The organism is Leucobacter aridicollis (assembly GCF_024399335.1).
Lineage (GTDB): Bacteria > Actinomycetota > Actinomycetes > Actinomycetales > Microbacteriaceae > Leucobacter > Leucobacter aridicollis_A.
In genome coordinates this window covers 1,430,464-1,450,106 of record NZ_CP075339.1, presented here as the reverse complement: position 1 = coordinate 1,450,106, position 19,643 = coordinate 1,430,464, and the positions used below count along the sequence as shown (strand labels likewise).

Here is a 19,643-nt window from a genome sequence, read left to right as displayed (position 1 = left end):
CGTCGCCGCCTACGTCATCCCCGACGCACCCCAACCAGAAGGAGCAATGTGATGCAGCAGCACCTCGCACAGACCGAGGGGCTCTCCACCGAGCAGCAGGAGATCCTCGTCGCCGTTCGAGAATTTGTCGATCGCGAGATCATTCCGCAGGCGCCCGAGCTCGACAGGCGAGACGAATACCCTTCAGGCATCGTCGACGGTCTGCGCGAGCTCGGCGTATTCGGCCTGACCATCCCGGAGGAATTCGGCGGGTTCGGGGAGTCCCTCCTGCTTTACTCGCTGGTTGTCGAAGAGCTCTCGCGCGGCTGGATGAGCGTCTCGGGCGTCGTCAACACCCATTTCATCGTTGCCTACATGCTGCTCCAGCACGGTACGCCGGACCAGCAACAGCATTACCTCCCCCGCATGGCCACAGGCGAGTTGCGTGGCGCTTTCTCAATGTCGGAACCGGGCCTCGGCTCTGACGTCGCAGCTATTACGACCCGCGCTACGGTGACAGAGTCGGGCGACTACTCCATCACCGGTTCCAAGATGTGGCTCACGAACGGGGCGTCCTCGAGTCTCGTCGCCGTACTCGTTCGGACGCCAGAGGGGCACGACAAGCCGCATCGCAACTTGACGACATTTCTCATCGAGAAGACACCGGGTTTCGGTGAGGTCAAACCCGGAATCACCATCCCCGCCAAGATCGAGAAGATGGGGTACAAAGGCGTCGATACAACTGAACTCATTTTCGACGATCACCGTCTGCCCGCCTCAGACATTCTTGGGGGCGCACCCGGCAAGGGCTTCTATCAGATGATGGACGGAGTCGAGGTCGGGCGCGTCAACGTGGCTGCACGGGGTGTTGGACTGGCGACCAGGGCATTTGAGCTGGCAATCGACTACGCCCAGCAGAGAGAAGCGTTCGGCAAGCCGATCGCTGAGCACCAGGCGGTGCTGTTCAGGCTCGCGGAGATGGCGACGAAGATTGAGGCAGCTCACGGCCTCGTCGTCACAGCTGCACGTTTGAAGGACAGCGGCGAGCGCAATGACCTCGAGTCAGGAATGGCCAAGTATCTGTCGGCCGAGTTTTGCAAAGAGGTCGTGGACGACTCGCTGCGCATTCACGGCGGCTACGGCTACGCAAAGGAGTACGAGATCGAGCGCCTCTATCGCGATGCGCCGATGCTCCTCATCGGCGAGGGGACGGCAGACATTCAACGAACGATCATCGGCAGGCGGCTACTCGAGCGCTACAAGCATTAGCCACACAACAGTCCGCCCCGTGTTGCGCCGGCGGAACAGAAGAAGGAGAGCGCAGATGAAGCAACTACTCGAAGGCCGGACGGCCGTGGTTACCGGTGGCGCGCGCGGCATCGGTTTCGCTGTAGCGGAGGCGTTCGTCGCAGAGGGCGCGAACGTCGTCCTCGCCGACGTTGACGGCGCAGCCGCAGCTACCGCAGCAGACGCACCGCAGCTTGGTGGGCGCGCTATCGGGATCGCCTGCGACGTGTCACGCTCGAATGACATTGAGAATCTCGTGACTGTCGCTCTCAAAAAGTTCGGAGCTGTACATGTCTGGGTAAACAACGCTGGCATCACCCGAGATGCGACGATGCGCAAGATGACCGAATCGATGTTCGACGAGGTTATTGCGGTCCATCTACGCGGGTCGTGGCTTGGCACGCGCGCGGCGGCAGCCGTCATGCGCGACCAGCCGGATGGCGGGGCAATCGTCAACCTGTCGTCGATCTCTGGGAAGGTCGGCATGCTCGGGCAGACCAACTACAGCTCGGCCAAGGCCGGCATCGTCGGTCTCACCAAGGCGGCAGCGAAGGAGGTCGGTTTTGCCGGCGTACGGGTGAATGCTGTCATGCCCGGCCTGATCCGCACCGACATGACAGCGGTGCTCCGCGACGACATCCTGGCCGACAAGATCAGGGAGATCCCGCTCGGCAGAGCTGGCGAAGCTGAGGAGGTCGCGCAGGCCGTACTGTTCCTCGCGAGCGACATGTCGAGCTACACCACAGGCAATGTCATCGAAGTTGCAGGTGGCCGCCACACGTAGCCTCGGGCACCAATTCGCGGCGACCGCTACTCGGTAGCGGTCGCCGTATCGACGGTTGTGGCGAGCCTGCTCTCGAAATACTCGGCGAGCTTCTCACCCGAGGTGCGAATGTGCTGAGCCATCGACCCACGCGCCTGGACCGCATCACCGGAAGCGATTGCCGCGAGGATCGCTGAGTGGTCTGCAGCGGTAGTCTCGGGCCACCCGTCGATCTGAGCGTAGAACGCTCTCGGAACGTACTTCACAAAACCGCCGAGCGCCCACCGAAGTCGCGACGATCCCGCGATACGGTACACCTCGCGATGGAATCCGTGGTTGAGTTGCTCGAGTGCTTGCGTGTCAGCGGACGCGGCAGCGGCCATCAGCCGGGCATGCGTGTCGCGCAGCCCATCAAGCTCGGCGGGAGTCACTCGCTCGGCCGCACGGGCCGCGAGTTCCCCTGCAATGAGGGCGTGCCCGGCGAAGATATCCCGGATATCGTCGGCGACAAGCGGCGCAACCGTAAACCCTCTGCGGGGAACCAGGTCGAGGAACCCCTCAGCTTTGAGTGCGTGCAGCGCCTCGCGAACCGGTGTGGCAGACACATCGAGCCGATTCGCGAGGCTCTCCGCACGGATGGACTCTCCCGACTGGTACTCCCCCGCAATGATCGCCTGTCGCAGATACGACGCTACCTCGTCACTCAGTTGTCGCCGCTGAACCGGCGCATCGAATGGGATCATCGACGCTCCACCTTCGCTCCTCAGCAGGCCGCCCTTTGCGGCACTAGGAAAGGATATCGAAAGTATTCTATAGCGACGATGTTGCACGGGGACGGGGCGGAGGGCCAAAGACCGTGCCGCTATTTATCTGCACCTGGCTTTGCGACCCTTGCCCACTCGTCGAGAATGCCACGTCCGTCATAGCCATGGCTCTCCTGCTCGACGATCCACGCTTCCTGCGCCGCTTTCATTGCGGGCTGGAGGCTTTCGAGCTCTGCTGGCGTGAGCTCGTAGAACTCGACCTGCCCTGCGGCCTCCTCCATGATCTCCTCACGCATTCCACCAGTGCCTTTCCCGTAGTTCTCAAGCGCCGCCACCGACGCCGCCTCAATGGCCTCCTGAATGTCCTTCGGAAAGGAGTCCCACTTTGACTGCGCTATCCCAAGGGAGACGCCAGCGACCCCGAGCTGGGCATTTGTCGAAATTGACTCTGCGACTTCGTGCAGCCGGTATTGGATCGCGCTCTCTCCCGGAGTAATGGACGTGTCAATTGTGCGCCGTTGAAGCCCCTCGTAGACTTCGTTCGTGCCGAGGGTTGCAGCGGCGCCACCAGCCTCGACAGTCATAACGTCAAGCATGCCGCTCGCGCCTCTCACTGTGAGTCCATGCCAGTCCTCGACACCACGAATCGGCGCGCCCCGATTCACAAGCTGATACTGGCCGGCGACCACGCCGAGCAACGGCTTCACGCCTTTGTCTGCCCACTCAGCGCTGCCCAATGTCTCGAGAAGGAACTCATTGTATGGCTCTGTCGCCTCGGGCAGCCCAGCAGGGGTCTCGATGCCAGGCAACGCAACCACTCCGGAGAGGGGCAGATCGACCGGGGCGGCAACCGTTGGCGTGAAGAACGCGGCGTCTACGACGCCACTTTCAACCGCGGCAAACAGTTCGGTGCTCTCGACAAGCTGCCCACCAGGGTAATAGTCAAACGTGACGCGGCCGTCAGTGCGTTCCACGACTTCTTCCTGCCACGGAACGATAAGTTCTGTTGCAAGAAAGTGCGTCGGGGGCATGTAATCGGCAAATCGAATCGTATAAGTATCGTCATCCCCTGGCGCCGCCGATGAACTGCAGCCGGCGGCTGCCAGCGCAACGCCGACGGCTCCAGCTACAGCGATCGTTCGGAGCGCTCTGGTTCGCATGGGGCTGTGGTTCATTACCGTATCTCCGTATCGTCGTTGTGTTGTTTTCTTGAGGGGAAGGCGCTAGGGCGCGAGGCTTGGCAAGAGTGTGGCGATTTGCGGCACTGCGATGACGATCGCCACCGTCACCAGTGAGATGAGCACGAACCACATGGATCCTCCAAACACATCGCGAAGGTCTGCTTTCGTTACGGAAGTCGCGACGAACACGTTGAGACCGAGCGGAGGCGTCAACAGCCCGATCTCGATCATGAGCACGACGATGATGCCGAACCAGATGCCGTCGTAACCGAGCGAGGTGATGAGCGGGAAGAAGATTGGGAGCGTGAGTAGCATCGCGCCAATTGCGTCCATGAACATCCCAAGGATCAGATAGACGAGAATCACGAACATCAAGACCAAGAGCGGCGCGAGCCCGGCGTCGGCAATCACACGAGTCAGCGACTGGGTGATTCCAGTCAAGGTCACGTACTGCGCGAAGATCTTCGCGCCAATGATCACAAGGAAAATCGACGCAGTGGTCTCAACTGCTCGCTGTAGAGCCTCGCGGATCGCTTTCCACCGAAGCCCGCCAAAGACCACACCAACGATGAGGGCGCCAAACGCCCCGATTGCTCCTGCCTCAAGCACAGTCACAATCCCTGAATAGATGCCTCCGAGCACGAGGATGATGAGCAGCAAAGCCGGAAACGTGCTCGTGAGGGACCGAAATTTCTCGGACCACGACGTTGCTGCCGACGCCGGCGCCGTACCCGGTTTGACTTTCACCCACACGACGATGAGAACAATAAACAGAATCGCTTGAAGAATCGCGGGCAGAATACCGGCGGCGAAGAGCTGCGAAATGGAGGTCTCGGTGGTGACGCCGTACATCAGCAACAGAATGCTTGGGGGAATCATCGCGGCAAGCACGCCACCTGATGCTGCCGAGCTCACCGAGAGTTTGTCGGAATACCCTGCCTTACGCATCTCGGGCACTGCGACCCGAGCAAGGGTACTTGTCGTTGCGAGACTCGATCCTGAAATCGTTCCCATCGCTGCGCCGGCACCGATTGTTGATGCGGCGAGCCCGCCCGGGATTCTGCCGGTCCAGGCACGGGCAGTATCAAACAGCCTCGAGGCAATTGTGCTGCCAGAGAGGAACTCTGCCATCAGAATGAACAGTGGAATCACGCTGTAGGTAAAGGTCGAGGTGACGGCCTGAGGAGTGATTGCAAGCAACCCCTCGACAAGGCCGAAGTCCGAGACGAAGAGCATGCCGACTACGCCGGCAAGGAGCATAGAGAATGCGACAGGGACCCCCAGCGCCATGAGAGCGAGGAGCAGCAGGAGCGGCACGACGATCTCAAGCATGGGTCGCCCCCGCTTCCAAACCGGGTTGCTCTTGACCGCTTGCATCCTCACGACGGGGCACGAAGAGCCCAACTGCGGAGACGAGCAAGCGCAGCCCCAACCCGATCAATCCGAGCACGACTATAAGCCAGCTCGGCCCGACCGGCATTCGGATCTGTCCGGAGAGGTAAGTCCCGTTGCGCGCGGCGAACTCCCCTAGCGCGCCTTCGAGCATGAGTAGCGTCAGGCCGAACATGACGAGTGCCGCCAGCAGATCGGCGATCTTTCGCCACAACGGGTTGAACGTGTTCACCAAGAATGTTGCCCTGATCTGGCCGTTGCCAGCCTGCAGCTTGGGCACTGCCAGCCAGACGAGCGCTGGGAGAACGTAGAGGACGACGATGTCGAGCGTTCCCGTAATTGGCGAGTTGAAAAAGTACCGTGCCGCTGCGTTGAGCACGGTGAGCAACATCAAGCCTGCGAGGGCGAGTTGGGCGCCAGCTTCAAGGAACACCTCGATCCTGCCGAGCCACCTGTCTGTTATCGCGTACCCTCGGTCAAAACGCGAAGCTTCGGCACCGGGCCACTTCAACCGGTGCTCCCGGTCTTCGCCGGCGACTCCGTTCATTGGCTGCCCCTCCTTTGGAACATGTTGGCGCTGGTCTGTTGAAAGCCCCAGTCGCGCCTTCCTCTGCTCATCGCTTGGAGTACCCCCAGGCAAGCAGCTAAGTTTCAATCGTCTTTGGCGATATTCGTTGTTGTCCAATACTCAAAACTGTTGATTTGAGACCTGAGAGACATGAGTCGCTCCCCCTACGATGCCTGGTGCAGCGCGACGGGAAGCAGCCTCAGTACCCGCATCAACGCAGGGTTCTGGCTCTCCGCCCGCCACACCACCCGAAGTTCCAGCGGCGGGAGGTGATCGACAAGTTCTTTGAACACCACCCCGGGCACTTCGAGATGTTCGCGCACCGCGTCGACCACCAGGCTGATCCCGAGACCCGCGGCGACAAACACCATCGTCGCCTTACTGTCGGGCGACACTTGCACCACCCGCGGGATGAAGCCTGCCGCTCGAGCATGGATGTGGAGTGAGCGCTCCATCGCAGCTGCGAACTCAGGAGCGAGGGTGATGAATGGCTCGTTGGCGAGGTCGGCAAAAGCAATGTAGTCCTTCTCAGCAAGCTCGCTTCCCTCAGGCACCGCGAGTAAGAACGACTCAGTTCGCAATAGCCGGGATCGTATTCCGGGCAGGTCCTCGTAGACCCGGAGTATCCCGAGGTCGACCTTGTCGTCGAGCACCGCGTCGATTGCATTGACCCCGTAGAGCTCGCTCACAATCTCGATTCGGATTCCCGGGTGCCGTTCCCGCACGAGCCGCACCAGCTCTCCAAGCACCTCGTGCGTCGCGTAACCGCCGAGTGCGATCCGTACCCTTCCGATCTGCCCACCGACGGCATCTCTCGCCGCTCGGTCCGCGTGCTCCATGGCGTGCAACGCGGCTCGCATGGGAGGGAGGATCACTCGCCCCATCTCGGTGAGGGCAACACTTCGGGTGCTTCGTTCGAAGAGCTCGCCCCCGAGTTGGGCCTCCAACTGGCGGATCACCCTGCTGAGATAGGGCTGTGCGATGCGAAGCGACTCAGCAGCGCGGCCGAAATGTAGGTGCTCAGCTACCGCGAGAAATGCCCGTACTTGACCGATTTCCATGGCGGGATTGTTTCACGTGGGGAACGAATGACGACAACTTTGATATTGGACAGTTATGAAAATTGCTGCGAACGTAGCCTTACAGCTGCGCAAAGAAGGGCACACGATGACTACTATCCACACAGCGAGCTCGTCGACGTCCAAAGTTGTGACGCTTGCCGAGGCCATCGCCACTCACGTCAAGGACCGGGACACCGTGTCGATCGAAGGGATGTCGCATCTCATCCCGTTCGCGGCGGGCCACGAGATTATCAGGCAAGGCAGGCGGCGGTTGACGCTCTGCCGCATGACTCCAGATCTCGTATCGGATCAACTCATCGCGGCAGGCTGCGTCGACAAACTCGTCGCATCATTCTTCGCCAGCGGATCGGCGGGCTCCCTCTACGAGATTCGGCGTCGTGTCGAACAACACGACCCGACCCCACTTGAGATCGAGGAGTACACACACTACGGCATGGTGTGCAGATACCATGCCGGAGCAGCGCGCCTGCCGTTCATGCCGCTGCGCTCCTACACCGGCAGCGACATGCCCCGGTTGACACCCGCAATCAAGAGCGTGCGCGACCCCTACTCGGGCGGCACAACCTACGTCGTCCCCCCGTTGAATCCCGACGTCACCATCGTGCAGGCGCAGCGCGCCGACCGACGCGGCAACGTCCAGATGTGGGGAATTCTCGGCGCACAGCAGGAGGCTGTCTACGCCGCGAAGAAGGCGATCGTGCTCGTCGAGGAGGTGGTGGCCGATGAGGTCATTCAGGCCGATCCAAACCGCACGATACTTCCGGCGCACGCCGTGACTGCCGTCGTTCACGCCCCAGGAGGCGCACACCCTTCGTACGCGCAGGGCTACTACGACCGCGATGGACGTTTCTACCGCGAATGGACAGCGATAAGCCAAAACCCAGAGCGTCTCCAAGCGTGGCTCAAGGAGTGGGTCTACGAGGTTGCTGACCCCGCCGCCTATGTGGCGAAGCTCGGTGCAGAGCGATGGGACGAGCTTGCGGTTGGCGAGAACCTCTCGGGTCGCGTGAACTACGGGAGCAGAATCGAGGAGCAGCAGCGATGAGTTCACCTGACGTATCAGCAGTACAGCTGATTGACTTCGACGCCAACCCGGTCACCACAACAGAGATCATTGTCACCCTTGCCGCTCGGGCACTTGCCGACAAGGTTCGGGTATTTGCGGGAGTGGGGCTTCCCACGCTCGCAGTCGACCTCGCGCGGCGCATCTCGAACGAGAACCTCGAGCTTGTCTACGAATCAGGCGTGTGCGGCGCGCACCCCACCGCGATGGCCGAAGGCATTGGCGACTCTGTCGTGGTCTCATACTCTGAGGCCGTACTGAGCATGGCCGGCCTGTTCGGCTACGTGCTGCAGGGCGGAAACATCGACGTCGGATTCCTTGGCGCAGCACAGGTTGACAGGTACGGCAGCCTCAACACAACCTTCATCGGGGACTGGGAGCAGCCTCAGGTTCGGCTGCCGGGAGCCGGAGGTGCGATTGAGATCATGCAGAATGCGAAGGAGGTGTTTGTGATCCTCCGACGCCATGACAGAGCGGCGTTCCCCGCGCAGCTTGATTTTTGCACGTCACCGAGTCCAGTCGCCGCTGCGAAGGATCCCCTCGGCATCCAACCTGCCGGGGTTGGCACAACGAGAGTCTTCACCCCTCTTGGGGTTCTCACCCGAGAGGATCCGATGGGAGAACTGGTGCTTACCTCTGTCCACCCAGGAGTGTCCGTCGAACACGTGCTCGAGCACACAGGGTGGCCGCTGCAAGTCTCACCCGATCTGGCAGTCACCGTGCTTCCCACCGAGCACGAGGTTCACCTGCTTCGCAACGAGATCGACCGAGTGCGGCTGTACCTCCGCTGACGGCAGCTTCTTCCCCCGTGACGCGGGCACAGGAGCTGCCGGAAGAACCCCACAAGGAATCGAGAGTGAGAATCCAATGGAATCGATAGCGGACGAAATCGTCAGCAAGGACGTCGCCTCCCGCGCATCCGCTGAGCGACTTGCGGCCGTGCTTTGCGCGCCAGAATTTCCCGCGGCGCCACACCCTACGAGCCTCTTCCCGGTCGGACACTGGCTGCTCTTCACACCGACGACAGCAAGCACCGAGCTCGGACCTGACGGGCATCCAGCACGGCCCGCGGACGATCCATATGCCGACCTCCCCCGGAGAATGTGGGCGGGGAGCTCTATCGCGTTTCGGGCACCGATCCTTCTCGAGGCCACCGTCAACCGCCGCTCACGCACGCTCGCGGTGGTTCCCAAGACCGGCGCGAGCGGCCGACTCGCGTTCGCGACGGTGCGCCATGAGCTGTCGGTGGGAACAGAAGTCGCACTTGTCGAGAAGCAGACAATCGTGTACCGAGAGCCCGCGACCGCGAACACCGCTTCCGGCGCTGTTCCCCTACCCTCGGCTGGACACGCGCGACCCGACTCCCCGAAGCCAAGCGGATGGGACTGGGTATGCACCGAGCGCCCCAACGAGGTGACCCTATTTCGCTACTCCGCACTCACATTCAACGCGCACCGCATCCACTACGACGTCACCTATGCGACGGCCGTCGAGGGCTACCCCGGCCTCGTGATCCAGGGCCCGCTACTCGCAACGCTCCTCGTGCACGGTTTCGTCCGTACACACCCAACGGCACGCATTACCGAATTCACATTCTCGGCGAAATCCCCGACGTTCGCGAACGAGCAAATCCACATCTGCGGCCGCGCTCTCGGCGCCGGAGAGGAAGAACTCGCCGTCATCGCCCCCGGGGGCGCTGTTGCCGTCACTGCCAGGATCACCTACGCCTAGCGCGGAGACCCTGACGGCATCTCGTCATCATCAAAGGAGAAACATGACCCGCGCTGCAATCATTGCCCCCGTTCGCACCCCCGTCGGCCAGTTCGGCAAGTCCCTCCGGGACATTCCTGTCGAGACCCTCGGAGCCGCGGTCGTGCACGCGCTCCTCGACCGTTCGGGCATCGATCCAGCTGCCATTGACGACGTCGTGTTTGCCCAGTCGTATGCGTCAAGCGAGACGCCCTGCGTCGGGCGTTGGATCGCCCTCGAAGCAGGCCTTCCGGTGCAGGTCGCCGGAATGCAGCTCGACCGCCGCTGCGGGGGTGGGCTGCAGGCGATCGCGACGGCAGCGATGATGGTGCAGACAGGCGCCGCAGACGTTGTCATCGCCGGCGGTGTTGAGAGCATGAGCAACATCGAGTACTACTCGACGGACATGAGGTGGGGCCGACGATCGGGCAACGCCACGCTGTACGACAGGCTGGAGCGCGGACGGCTTCGGTCGCAACCTGAGTCACGATTCGGTCGAATCTCAGGCATGATCGAGACCGCCGAGAACGTCGCACGGCGCTATTCGATCCGGCGCGAAGAAGCTGACGCTTTTGCTGCGCGAAGCCACGCTCGGGCGGCGGCGGCGTGGGACCGCGGCGCATTCGCTGACGAAATCGTGCCGCTCACGATCCCCCAGCGAAAGAGCGACCCGCTCCTGTTCGCGCACGACGAGGGTGTGCGCCCGGATACGACGCCCCACTCACTCGCCGCGCTCCCTCCCCTCATTCCGGGCGGGGTGACCACGGCTGGTAACGCGAGCCAGCAGAACGACGCTGCGGCAGCTTGCCTGGTGGTCGCAGAAGACAAGCTCGATGAGTATGGGCTTGAACCGATGGCGTTCCTCGAAGGCTGGACGGCGGTCGGGTGCGAACCGAGCGAAATGGGCCTCGGCCCCGTGCCTGCAGTTGAGCGGCTGTTCAAGCGCACAGGCCGGTCGTGGGCTGACATCGACCTTGTCGAACTTAACGAGGCGTTTGCGGCCCAGGCACTCGGCGTGCTGCGCGGGTGGGACTGGGACGAGCAAGACAAGCTCAACGTCAACGGCTCCGGTATCTCGCTTGGCCACCCGGTCGGCGCCACCGGCGCGCGCATCATGACCACGCTGCTCCACGAACTTCACCGCCGCGGCGGTGGACGCGGCCTCGAGACAATGTGCGTCGGCGGCGGCCAAGGCGTCGCGGCACTATTTGAGGTGGTCTAGGTGAGCGGCCCACTCGCAGGGATGCGGGTCGTCGAAATTTCAGCGTTCGTCGCAGCACCACTCGCTGGAATGACACTCGCGCAGCTCGGCGCCGAGGTGATCAGGATCGACCCGATCGGCGGCAACATCGACTACCACCGGTGGCCCGTGACGCCAGAAGGCGACAGCATTTACTGGCGCAGCCTGAACCGCGGCAAACGATCGGTAGAACTCGATCTGCGATCAGCCGAGGGCCAACAGTCAGCAACCGACATCATCGCCTCGGCAGGGGCAGTACTCACGAATCTGCCCGCACACGGATGGCTTGACTACGACCGTCTGCGGCAACGGCGTGAAGATCTCATCATGTTGCGGCTACTGGGCAACAGCGATGGCTCCCCCGCGGTCGACTACACCGTCAACGCGGCGAGCGGTTTTGCATCAGTCACGGGCACAGACGACGCCCCAGTGAACAACGTCGTGCCGACGTGGGACGTCACAGCGGGGCTCTACATCGCAACAGGAATGCTGAGCGCAGAGCTCAGCCGGCGCGAGACCGGGCGCGGCCAGGAGATCACGCTTGCGCTCTCAGACGTCATGCTCGCCACCGTTGGAAACCTCGGCTATATCGCCGAGGTCAGTCTCACTGGGGCTTCGCGCGGATCCATTGGGAATGCGGTGTACGGCGCGTACGGTCAGAGCTTCCGCACGGGCGACGGTCGGTCACTGATGGTCGTCGCGATCTCGAACAGCCAGTGGCGCAGGCTCGGCGAAGCGACTGGGCTCAGCGACAAGCTCGCCATGATCGGGCCAATGCTCGACGTCGATCTCTCAACCGAGGGCGGACGGTATGAGGCTCGCGAAGCCATCGACGCCGTGTTGAGGCCCTGGTTCGCCTCGCGCACTGCTGATGAAGCGGCTGTGACCCTGCAGGAGGCTGACGTACTACAGGGCAAGTTTCAAAACTTTGCCGAGCTCGTAGCCAAGGATCCTCGCTGCAGCGTGGCAAACCCGCTGTTCACTGAGATCGACCAGCCAGGCCTTGGGGCGATCATTGCACCGCGGTCGCCGCTGACGTTTGGCGGGACACCGGCACCGAGTGCCAGCCCGGCGCCCGAGCTTGGCGTTGACACTGACGACGTGATCGGGTCTGTTGGTGAATCCCAGTCCCGTGAGTGAATCGCACGCGACTTGAGCGGTGCTGTGCCGCGCGTCTCGCCGCTCTAGCTCAACGATCCTTCGTGCTGTCTGCACAGCGGATCCAGCAGCTGCGCGAGCGGAACATTGAGCGCGTGGGCGATCGCGTGGAGCGTTCCCACTCGAGCCGATACCCGGCCTGCCTCGATCTGAATGATCGTCTTGCGGTGCACGCCAGCGGCCTCTGCAAGGTAGTCAATTGAGCACCCGAGAGCGCGTCGATGCTTGGCGACTTCGACGCCGAGCGCAAGCAAATCCGGTGCTGGTACTGCCACACCTCTACGATGCCGCAGTAGCGTTTATTGCACAGTAACTTAAAAGCGCCTATCATTCGAAGCAGCAGCACTCCAGTTTCTGTACATCGAAGTACCCGGATAGGAGCACCCATGCCTCAACAACCCACCGTTCTGTATGAAGCGCGTGACCGGAAGGCGTACCTCACGCTGAACCGGCCGGAAACGCTGAACGCGCTCACACTCGAGATGGCCAGTGAACTCGCGGCGGCAGTCGCCCGAGCAAACGCCGACGACGAGGTGCGGGTGATCGTGGTGCGTGGCGCGGGCCGGTCGTTTAGCTCGGGCTACGACCTGCACCGATATGCCGAACAAGGCGTCGATAACCAGGGCGATGTGTGGGATCCAATCAAGGACTACTCGTCGATGCGCGCCGCGACGGAGCAGTACTTCAGTCTGTGGCGGTCGCTCAAGCCGACAATCGCAAAAGTGCAAGGCCACGCGGTGGCGGGAGGCAGTGATGTCGCACTGAGCTGCGACCTCGTCGTCATGGCCGAAGACGCCAAGATCGGCTACATGCCAGCCCGGGTGTGGGGGTGCCCGACAACGGCAATGTGGGTGTATCGACTCGGGGCAGAGCGGGCGAAACGAATGCTCCTCACGGGCGACACGATCAGCGGAACCCAGGCCGCCGAGTGGGGGCTCGTGCTTGAGGCGGTCCCCCAGACGCTCCTCGACGCGCGAGTCGAGGAGCTCGCCGACCGCATGGCGACAGTACCGAGTAACCAACTCGCGATGCAAAAGCTCATGGTGAATCAGGCCTACGACAACATGGGGCTCCAGACCACCCAGAACCTCGCGACACTTTTCGACGGCATCACCAGGCATTCTCCGGAGGGCCGGTGGTTCATGGAGTTCGCGCAGCAGCAGGGGTTCCACGCGGCAACCAAGTGGCGGGACGCGGGCGGACTTATCCCGAACGGCGGCGGCTCCATTCCGACCGAAGCCGAAGTCGCTGCGCTCTAGCCAGCCCGGCACAAGCCCGACGCGAACAAGGGAGTTCACCGTGCACCTCACAGAATCCTACTTTCCCGCAGACACGAGCCGGCCCGTGCTCGAGCACACGCTCGGAGACATCTTGCGGGCCGCGGCCGCCGACTCGCGGGACCACACGGCGCTCATCGGAGTCTCAGTCGACGCCCCGCCGCGGGAGTGGACGTACGGCGAGCTGCTCACCGACGCGGAGCACGGCGCCTCGTGGCTCCTGCAACGCTTCGAGCCTGGCAGTCACATCGCTGTCTGGGCCGCGAACGACCCCGAGTGGCTGCTGCTGCAGTGCGCGACTGCGCTCGCTGGGATGACACTCGTCACCGCGAACCCGGCGCTTCGCGGGCAGGAGCTCGCACATATTCTCGCCGCTTCGCACTCCGATGCTGTCGCGTTCCCAGAAGAAGTTCGAGGCACCCGCATGGCACCGATCCTCTACGAGGCACTGGACAGGGTGCGGCTGCGAGCGCGGAACGAACCTTTGCGGGTCCCGTCACTCATCCCGCTTGCGGGATGGCTCGACGCCATCAGGGAGACGCCGATCGCCACTGAGTTCCCGGTGGTTCGCCCTGGTGACGCGATCCAGCTGCAGTTCACGTCAGGCACGACCGGGCTGCCGAAGCCGGCACAGCTCTCGCACCGCGCGATGATCACGAACGCCGACTTCGTGAATGCCCGCGGCGAGATGTCTGATGCAGGAGTCGGCGTCTCTCCGCTGCCACTCTTTCACACCGCAGGTTCTGGGCTAGCGGGGTTCGGCACGTTTCTCACCCGAAGCACCCTTGTGCTGCTGCGAACCTTTGATCCGGACCTCGTGCTCGACGTCGTGGAACGATACGGGGCGACGGATCTCCGCATGGTGCCCGCAATGTTTCGCGCAACGCTCGAGCGCACAGCGATGCGCAGCGCCGACCTCAGCTCGCTGCAGACGGTCTCCTCTGGGGGCGACTCCGTTCCTTGGGAGCTCTCGCGCGAGATCGAAGAGGTCTTCGGGGCACCGCTGACAACCGTCTACGGACAGACTGAGCTCAGCCCGATCCTCGCGCAAACGTCGCCGGCATCCGACGAGGGTGCTCGGTGGGGCACGGCGGGTACTCCCCTCCCGCAGGCGGAGGTCAAGATTGTCGATCCGCAGACCGGCGACATCGCCAAGGTCGGTGAGAGCGGGGAGATCTGCGCCCGCGGCTACCAGGTGGTTGCGGGCTACTACGGCATGCCCGAGGCGACGGCCGAACTCATCGACGCAGCGGGATGGCTCCACACAGGTGATCTCGGGTTCATGAGCGATACTGGCGCGCTCACGATCACGGGGCGAGTGAAAGACCTCATCATCCGTGGCGGTGAGAACATCTACCCGCGCGAGGTGGAGGCAGCGATTCAGACCCACCCAGACGTTGCGCTCGCGGCCGTCGTTGGCGTGCCGGATCGCCGCTGGGGTGAGACCGTCGCGGCGACGATCAGCTTCCACGATGACACCGCGCCGCTCACCGCGAACGACCTCAAGGACTATCTGCGCCCGCGGCTGTCCCCGCAGAAGATTCCGGCCAGTTGGTTTCAGGGCACGGACCTGCCCGCCAACGCAATGGGAAAGCTGCAGAAGCACAGGCTGCGCGACGCGCTACAGCAGGGCGCCTACAAGAAGTTGCTCGACTAGTCCCCCGCCACTCGCCGATCGGCCGATCAGGCCCGATCAGCTGTGCCGTCCGCACCGGCAAGCATCGCGTCAAACGCGGCGACGATTATGCCCTGCTCCTCCCGGCTCCAGCCCGCCGTGCGCGACCGCACGCCGCGGCGAACGAGCTCGCTGAGACCCTCCCGGAGGATTTCCCGTTGTTCGCTCAACTCCAAGCCCGCAATGTCTTCCTCAGCGACTGCGAGGTCGACGAAGAGCACGCCTTCCGCCGACGAGTACCGCACCGTTGAGCGCCGCTCGTACTCCCGCGGGAGCGACCGGAATGCGATGAAGAGCTCCCCGGCTACAGCCTCCGTTGCGCGTTCAAACTGCGAGGCCGCCGTCAGCAGCTCCTCCGAGAGCAGCGCGACGTCTCCGACCGCGCCGGTATCTGTCGTCTTGGCGATGCGCATTGCGAATCCGTTTCTGACCTGACGCCCGATTCCAGGACGTTCACTCACAGCCTAGGTCACGCGTGGGCGCGGGTGCCATCGTGTGGGGCCCTCTCGGCGGGCCCCACACGACGCGCTTACGCGAGGCCGAGCGAACGAGCGATGACGAGCAACTGCACCTCGTTGGTGCCCTCGCCGATCTCAAGAATCTTCGAGTCGCGGTAGTGGCGCGCCACCGGGAACTCGTTCATGAAGCCGTTGCCGCCGAAGATCTGAGTCGCGTCGCGCGCGTTGTCCATCGCGGCGTCGGAAGCGGTGAGCTTCGCGATAGCTGCCTCGGTCTTGAACGGCTTGCCCTCGGCGCACAGTCGCGCGGCGTGATGCCAGGAGAGCTTCGCGTTGTGCACACGCAGTTGCATTCGCGCGATCATGAACTGGATGTGCTGACGGGTCTTCAACGGTTCGCCGAACACGTGACGCTTCCCCGCATAGTCGATCGCCTGCTCGAGGCACCCTTCGGCCGCGCCGGTCGCGAGCGCAGCGACGGCGATCCGCCCCTCGTCGAGCGTGTGCAGGAAGTTTGCGAAGCCACGGCCCCGCTCACCGAGGAGGTTCGCCTCGGGCACGCGCACATCATTGAACGTGAGCGCGTGGGTGTCAGACGCGTTCCAGCCGACCTTGTCGTAGGCGGGCTCGACAGTGAAGCCAGGTGTGCCGCTCGGCACGATGATCGTCGAGAGTTCCTTGCGGCCGTTGTTCTCCCCCGTGACGGCAGTTACCGTCACGAACTTGGTGATGTCAGTGCCGGAGTTCGTGATGAACTGCTTCGAGCCGTTGATGACCCACTCACCGTTCTCGAGTCGAGCGGTTGTGCGTGTGGCGCCGGCGTCCGATCCGGCCTCCGGCTCAGTGAGGCCGAAGCCAGCGAGTGCGCGGCCCGCGAGCAGGTCGGGAAGCAGCTCCGCTTTCTGCGCGTCAGTGCCAAACCTGAAGATTGGCATCGCGCCGAGGCTCACCCCTGCCTCGAGCGTGATCGCGATGGACTGGTCGACGCGGGCGAGCGCCTCAATCGCGAGGCAGAGCGCGAAGTAGTCGCCGCCCTGACCGCCAACTTCCTCGGGGAACGGGAGCCCGAACAGGCCCATGTCACCCATCTGCGCGACGATGTCGAGCGGGAGGGTGTGGGTGCGATCCGCCTCGTACGAGATGGGTGCGACGACCTCGTCTGCGAACTCGCGCACCATCTGGGCGAGCTGCAGCTCCTCCTCGTTGAGACTGTAGTTCTCCATCAAACTGTTCCTTCGTTGTGTCGAGTGGGGCAACCGCGCACGCGGGTGCTGTGCGTGACCCCGGGTGGGAAGTGTCGCCTGTGGGCGACACCAGGGTGGTGGTGCCGGTTACGGCAAATGGCCGAGGCCACGCGCGAGCGCGACCGATTCGACTCGATTGTGGGCCCCGAGCTTGCGCATCGCGCTGCGCAGATAGCTCTTCACGGTTTCGAGTTCGAGGTGCAGCCGCTCCCCGATCTCGCGGTTACTCAGCCCGAGCGCGACAAGCGCAAGCACGTCGATCTCTCGGACCGACAGTGCAGGCCCCTCGGGAGCGGTCTCCGGGGTGAGCTTGTCGAGGATCGCCTGGATCCCGATCTGGGTGTCGGCGTCCTCAACCGTGCGCGCGAGCTCACGGAGCTCGGCGAACGCGACACGCACCTGCTCCCACTCGCGGTCGGCGGGCGCGGAGCGAACCGCGCGCAGGTACTCGGCGGTCTCCACGGACTCGACCTGCTTCTGCACTGCCTCGTCTACGGCAACACGAAAGGCGACAGCCTCGGCGGCGGCACGGACGCTCCGCACCTCCTGCGCCGCGAACGAGCCAGTCTCGCGCCTCGCGCCGTACACGATGCCGCGGGCGTCGCCGTCGACGACGATCGGGAACGCGACGACCGACCGCAGCGACTCCGCTTCGACAGCCGGGTCGTAGTGCCTGGAGATCGACGAGTCATGCAGATAATCCTGGGCAGCAGTCGGGGCTTTTTGTGCGAACGCGAGCCCGCCGAGCCCCTTGCCCGCGCGAATCACGAGCCCGGTGAGCGCTGGCGTGAGAGCACCGACGGTGTGGGTGATGGTGAACCGATCCGAGTCGGGTGCGGCGTAGCCGCCGAACAGCACGTCAAGGCCGGTCGCCTCGCGCGCACCCGCGAGCGCCCCCGCGACAGCCGAGCGCATCATGACGCGCCCGCAGCCGTGACGCCGTGAACCTGCCGCCTGGCCGCGCACCGCGTGCGCCCGCCGTCAAGCTTGAACATCGGACCTCCTTGTCGCCCGCGCCAGCCCCGGTGATCCGCACGGCTTCGGCGCCGTGCGAGCCAGCCTAGGGCTATCGCGCAGTCATGTCCACCGTACCCCTGGCGCACTGTACACACGCTCAAACGCTGGCCAACATTGTTGTTGCAAGTTCGCGCATCTCGACCTTGCGCACCTTGCCCGTAACTGTCATAGGGAACGCGTCGACGACGTGCACATACTTCGGAATCTTGAAGTGCGTGAGCTTTCCCGCTGCGAACTCCCTGAGACTTTCGGCGGTGAGGATCCCGGCCCCGGGGCGCAGCACGATCCACGCCATGAGTTCCTCGCCGAGGCGCTGATCTGGCACGCCGATCACCTGCACGTCGGCGATGTCCGGGTGCCTGTAGAAGAACTCCTCGATCTCCCGCGGGTAGATGTTCTCGCCGCCGCGGATCACCATGTCCTTGAGCCGCCCGACGATCTGCAGCCTGCCATTCTTGTCCATCGTCGCGATGTCGCCAGTGTGCATCCAGCCGCCAGCGTCGATCGCCTCGGCAGTCTCGTCGGCCTGCCCCCAGTAGCCGAGCATCACCGAGTAGCCGCGAGTGCACAGCTCCCCCGGCTCGCCGACAGGGGCGACCTGGCCGTCCTCGTCGATAATCTTCACCTCGAGGTGCGGCATGACTTTGCCGATCGTCTGGGTGCGGGCGACAAGGTCGTCGGTCACCGACGTCATCGTCGACACCGGCGACGTCTCGGTCATGCCGTAACAAATCGCGACCTCACTCATGTGCATCTCGGCAATGACCTGCTCCATCACCTCGGCCGGACACGACGAGCCCGCCATGATTCCGGTGCGCAGGCTCGAGAGGTCATAGTCGCTGAAGTTCTCGAGCCCAAGCTCCGCGATGAACATCGTCGGGACCCCGTAGAGCGACGTGCAGCGCTCCTGCTCGACGGCGGCGAGAGTCGTCGCCGCGTCAAACGTCGGCGCTGGAAGCACGACGCAGGCGCCGTGGCTGTGCGCGCCGAGGATACCCATCACCATGCCGAAGCAGTGATACAGCGGCACCGGGAGGCACACTCTGTCGGCCTCCGTGTACCCGATTCCCTCACCGACGAAGAAGCCGTTGTTCAGGATGTTGTGGTGCGTGAGGGTCGCGCCCTTCGGGAAGCCCGTGGTGCCCGACGTGTACTGAATGTTGATTGCCTCGTCGAACGTGAGCGGGATCGGCTCCTGTGCCGGCGGGTGCTGCTCGGCGTCGGCAAGCGCGACGTCCCACTCCTTCGTGCCGATGAACAGCACGTTTGTGAAACCAATCTCAGCGAGCATGCCTGCGTAGTCGCTCGTGCGGTACTCGACCGCGCTCACCATAAGCGTGATACCCGACTTCTCAACCGCGTACTTCAGCTCGTGCGTGCGGTACGCCGGATTCACGTTCACGAGGATCGCGCCAATCATCGCTGTCGCGTACTGTGTAAACACCCACTCCGCGCAGTTCGGCGACCAGATGCCGACCCTGTCACCCTTCGTGACGCCGCGCTTTGTGAGCGCCGCTGCGAGCCTCGCGCTTTCGCTTCTCAACTCTGAGAAGCTCCACCGCCGCCCCGTGAATGTCTCGACAAGTGCCTCGTTGCCTGAAAACTTGTCCGTGATCTCGTCGAGCATCTCGCTGATGGTCTGCCCCTTCAGCGGCGTCATGCTCGGTCCCGATGCGTAAGAAATCTGTGCTCCATTGCCCATGGCCTCATGATCCTCGGGGCTCCGCTAGGTCGATACCCCCTTTC

19 protein-coding genes are annotated in these 19,643 nt (G+C 63.4%); 9 read left to right on the top strand and 10 right to left on the bottom strand.

Annotated features, from left to right (window positions below; all coding sequences use genetic code 11):
• Window positions 1-51: 51 nt before the first annotated feature.
• Window positions 52-1,248, top strand: coding sequence for an acyl-CoA dehydrogenase family protein (locus KI794_RS06490; RefSeq protein WP_255809550.1), 1,197 nt, complete (start codon window positions 52-54; stop codon window positions 1,246-1,248).
• 55 nt (window positions 1,249-1,303) lie between these two features.
• Complete coding sequence (gene fabG / locus KI794_RS06485) at window positions 1,304-2,050, top strand: 3-oxoacyl-ACP reductase FabG (protein WP_119283038.1); 747 nt, start codon at window positions 1,304-1,306, stop codon at window positions 2,048-2,050.
• A 26-nt stretch (window positions 2,051-2,076) separates the two neighbouring features.
• Here fabG and KI794_RS06480 read toward each other — a convergent pair whose 3' ends face one another.
• The 5 genes from KI794_RS06480 to KI794_RS06460 all read right to left on the bottom strand — a co-directional run bounded on the left by KI794_RS06480 (window position 2,077) and on the right by KI794_RS06460 (window position 6,995).
• Window positions 2,077-2,772: a GntR family transcriptional regulator gene (locus tag KI794_RS06480; protein ID WP_255809548.1), complete on the bottom strand. Its 696-nt coding sequence runs from the start codon at window positions 2,770-2,772 to the stop codon at window positions 2,077-2,079.
• Window positions 2,773-2,891: 119 nt separating this feature from the next.
• Window positions 2,892-3,824, bottom strand: a complete 933-nt coding sequence (gene dctP / locus KI794_RS06475) for a TRAP transporter substrate-binding protein DctP (protein ID WP_255809546.1) — start codon at window positions 3,822-3,824, stop codon at window positions 2,892-2,894.
• Window positions 3,825-4,016: 192 nt separating this feature from the next.
• Window positions 4,017-5,306 carry a TRAP transporter large permease gene (locus KI794_RS06470; protein ID WP_255809544.1) on the bottom strand — a complete coding sequence of 430 codons (1,290 nt, stop codon included), beginning with the start codon at window positions 5,304-5,306 and terminating at the stop codon, window positions 4,017-4,019.
• Complete coding sequence (locus KI794_RS06465) at window positions 5,299-5,913, bottom strand: TRAP transporter small permease (RefSeq protein ID WP_119283034.1); 615 nt, start codon at window positions 5,911-5,913, stop codon at window positions 5,299-5,301. Before KI794_RS06465 ends, KI794_RS06470 begins: the two co-directional genes overlap by 8 nt.
• Before the next feature lie 185 nt (window positions 5,914-6,098).
• Window positions 6,099-6,995, bottom strand: coding sequence for a LysR substrate-binding domain-containing protein (locus KI794_RS06460; RefSeq protein WP_119283033.1), 897 nt, complete (start codon window positions 6,993-6,995; stop codon window positions 6,099-6,101).
• A 106-nt stretch (window positions 6,996-7,101) separates the two neighbouring features.
• Here KI794_RS06460 and KI794_RS06455 point away from each other — a divergent pair, with 106 nt between their 5' ends.
• From KI794_RS06455 to KI794_RS06435, 5 genes are all read left to right on the top strand, one after another.
• Window positions 7,102-8,061 carry a CoA transferase subunit A gene (locus KI794_RS06455; protein WP_255809541.1) on the top strand — a complete coding sequence of 320 codons (960 nt, stop codon included), beginning with the start codon at window positions 7,102-7,104 and terminating at the stop codon, window positions 8,059-8,061.
• Window positions 8,058-8,870 carry a CoA-transferase subunit beta gene (locus tag KI794_RS06450; protein WP_119283031.1) on the top strand — a complete coding sequence of 271 codons (813 nt, stop codon included), beginning with the start codon at window positions 8,058-8,060 and terminating at the stop codon, window positions 8,868-8,870. The genes KI794_RS06455 and KI794_RS06450 overlap by 4 nt, the downstream gene beginning before the upstream one ends.
• Window positions 8,871-8,946: 76 nt before the next feature.
• Complete coding sequence (locus KI794_RS06445; RefSeq protein WP_255809540.1) at window positions 8,947-9,810, top strand: hypothetical protein; 864 nt, start codon at window positions 8,947-8,949, stop codon at window positions 9,808-9,810.
• 43 nt (window positions 9,811-9,853) lie between these two features.
• A complete protein-coding gene (locus KI794_RS06440) occupies window positions 9,854-11,050 on the top strand; it encodes an acetyl-CoA C-acetyltransferase (protein WP_255809539.1) in 1,197 nt (398 codons plus the stop codon).
• Window positions 11,051-12,208 (top strand): CoA transferase, encoded by a 1,158-nt coding sequence (locus KI794_RS06435; RefSeq protein ID WP_255809538.1) that lies wholly within the window; start codon window positions 11,051-11,053, stop codon window positions 12,206-12,208. It abuts the gene before it with no gap.
• Between the two features lie 44 nt (window positions 12,209-12,252).
• On the opposite strand, the gene KI794_RS06430 is transcribed toward KI794_RS06435, so the two are convergent.
• Entirely contained in the window at window positions 12,253-12,501 is a 249-nt protein-coding gene (locus KI794_RS06430; RefSeq protein WP_119283028.1) for a helix-turn-helix domain-containing protein, read from the bottom strand.
• 111 nt (window positions 12,502-12,612) lie between these two features.
• On the opposite strand from KI794_RS06430, the gene KI794_RS06425 reads away from it, so the two are divergent.
• Window positions 12,613-13,485: a crotonase/enoyl-CoA hydratase family protein gene (locus KI794_RS06425; RefSeq protein ID WP_255809537.1), complete on the top strand. Its 873-nt coding sequence runs from the start codon at window positions 12,613-12,615 to the stop codon at window positions 13,483-13,485.
• A 40-nt stretch (window positions 13,486-13,525) separates the two neighbouring features.
• Window positions 13,526-15,160 carry a class I adenylate-forming enzyme family protein gene (locus tag KI794_RS06420; RefSeq protein WP_255809536.1) on the top strand — a complete coding sequence of 545 codons (1,635 nt, stop codon included), beginning with the start codon at window positions 13,526-13,528 and terminating at the stop codon, window positions 15,158-15,160.
• Window positions 15,161-15,186: 26 nt separating this feature from the next.
• Here the strand turns inward: KI794_RS06420 and KI794_RS06415 are convergent, their stop codons facing one another.
• The 4 genes from KI794_RS06415 to KI794_RS06400 all read right to left on the bottom strand — a co-directional run bounded on the left by KI794_RS06415 (window position 15,187) and on the right by KI794_RS06400 (window position 19,599).
• Complete coding sequence (locus KI794_RS06415; protein WP_255809535.1) at window positions 15,187-15,591, bottom strand: hypothetical protein; 405 nt, start codon at window positions 15,589-15,591, stop codon at window positions 15,187-15,189.
• A 116-nt stretch (window positions 15,592-15,707) separates the two neighbouring features.
• A complete protein-coding gene (locus KI794_RS06410; protein WP_255809534.1) occupies window positions 15,708-16,859 on the bottom strand; it encodes an acyl-CoA dehydrogenase family protein in 1,152 nt (383 codons plus the stop codon).
• A gap of 108 nt (window positions 16,860-16,967) precedes the next feature.
• Entirely contained in the window at window positions 16,968-17,798 is an 831-nt protein-coding gene (locus tag KI794_RS06405; RefSeq protein WP_255809533.1) for a helix-turn-helix transcriptional regulator, read from the bottom strand.
• A gap of 196 nt (window positions 17,799-17,994) precedes the next feature.
• Entirely contained in the window at window positions 17,995-19,599 is a 1,605-nt protein-coding gene (locus tag KI794_RS06400) for an AMP-binding protein (protein ID WP_255809532.1), read from the bottom strand.
• Between the last annotated feature and the right edge of the window lie 44 nt (window positions 19,600-19,643).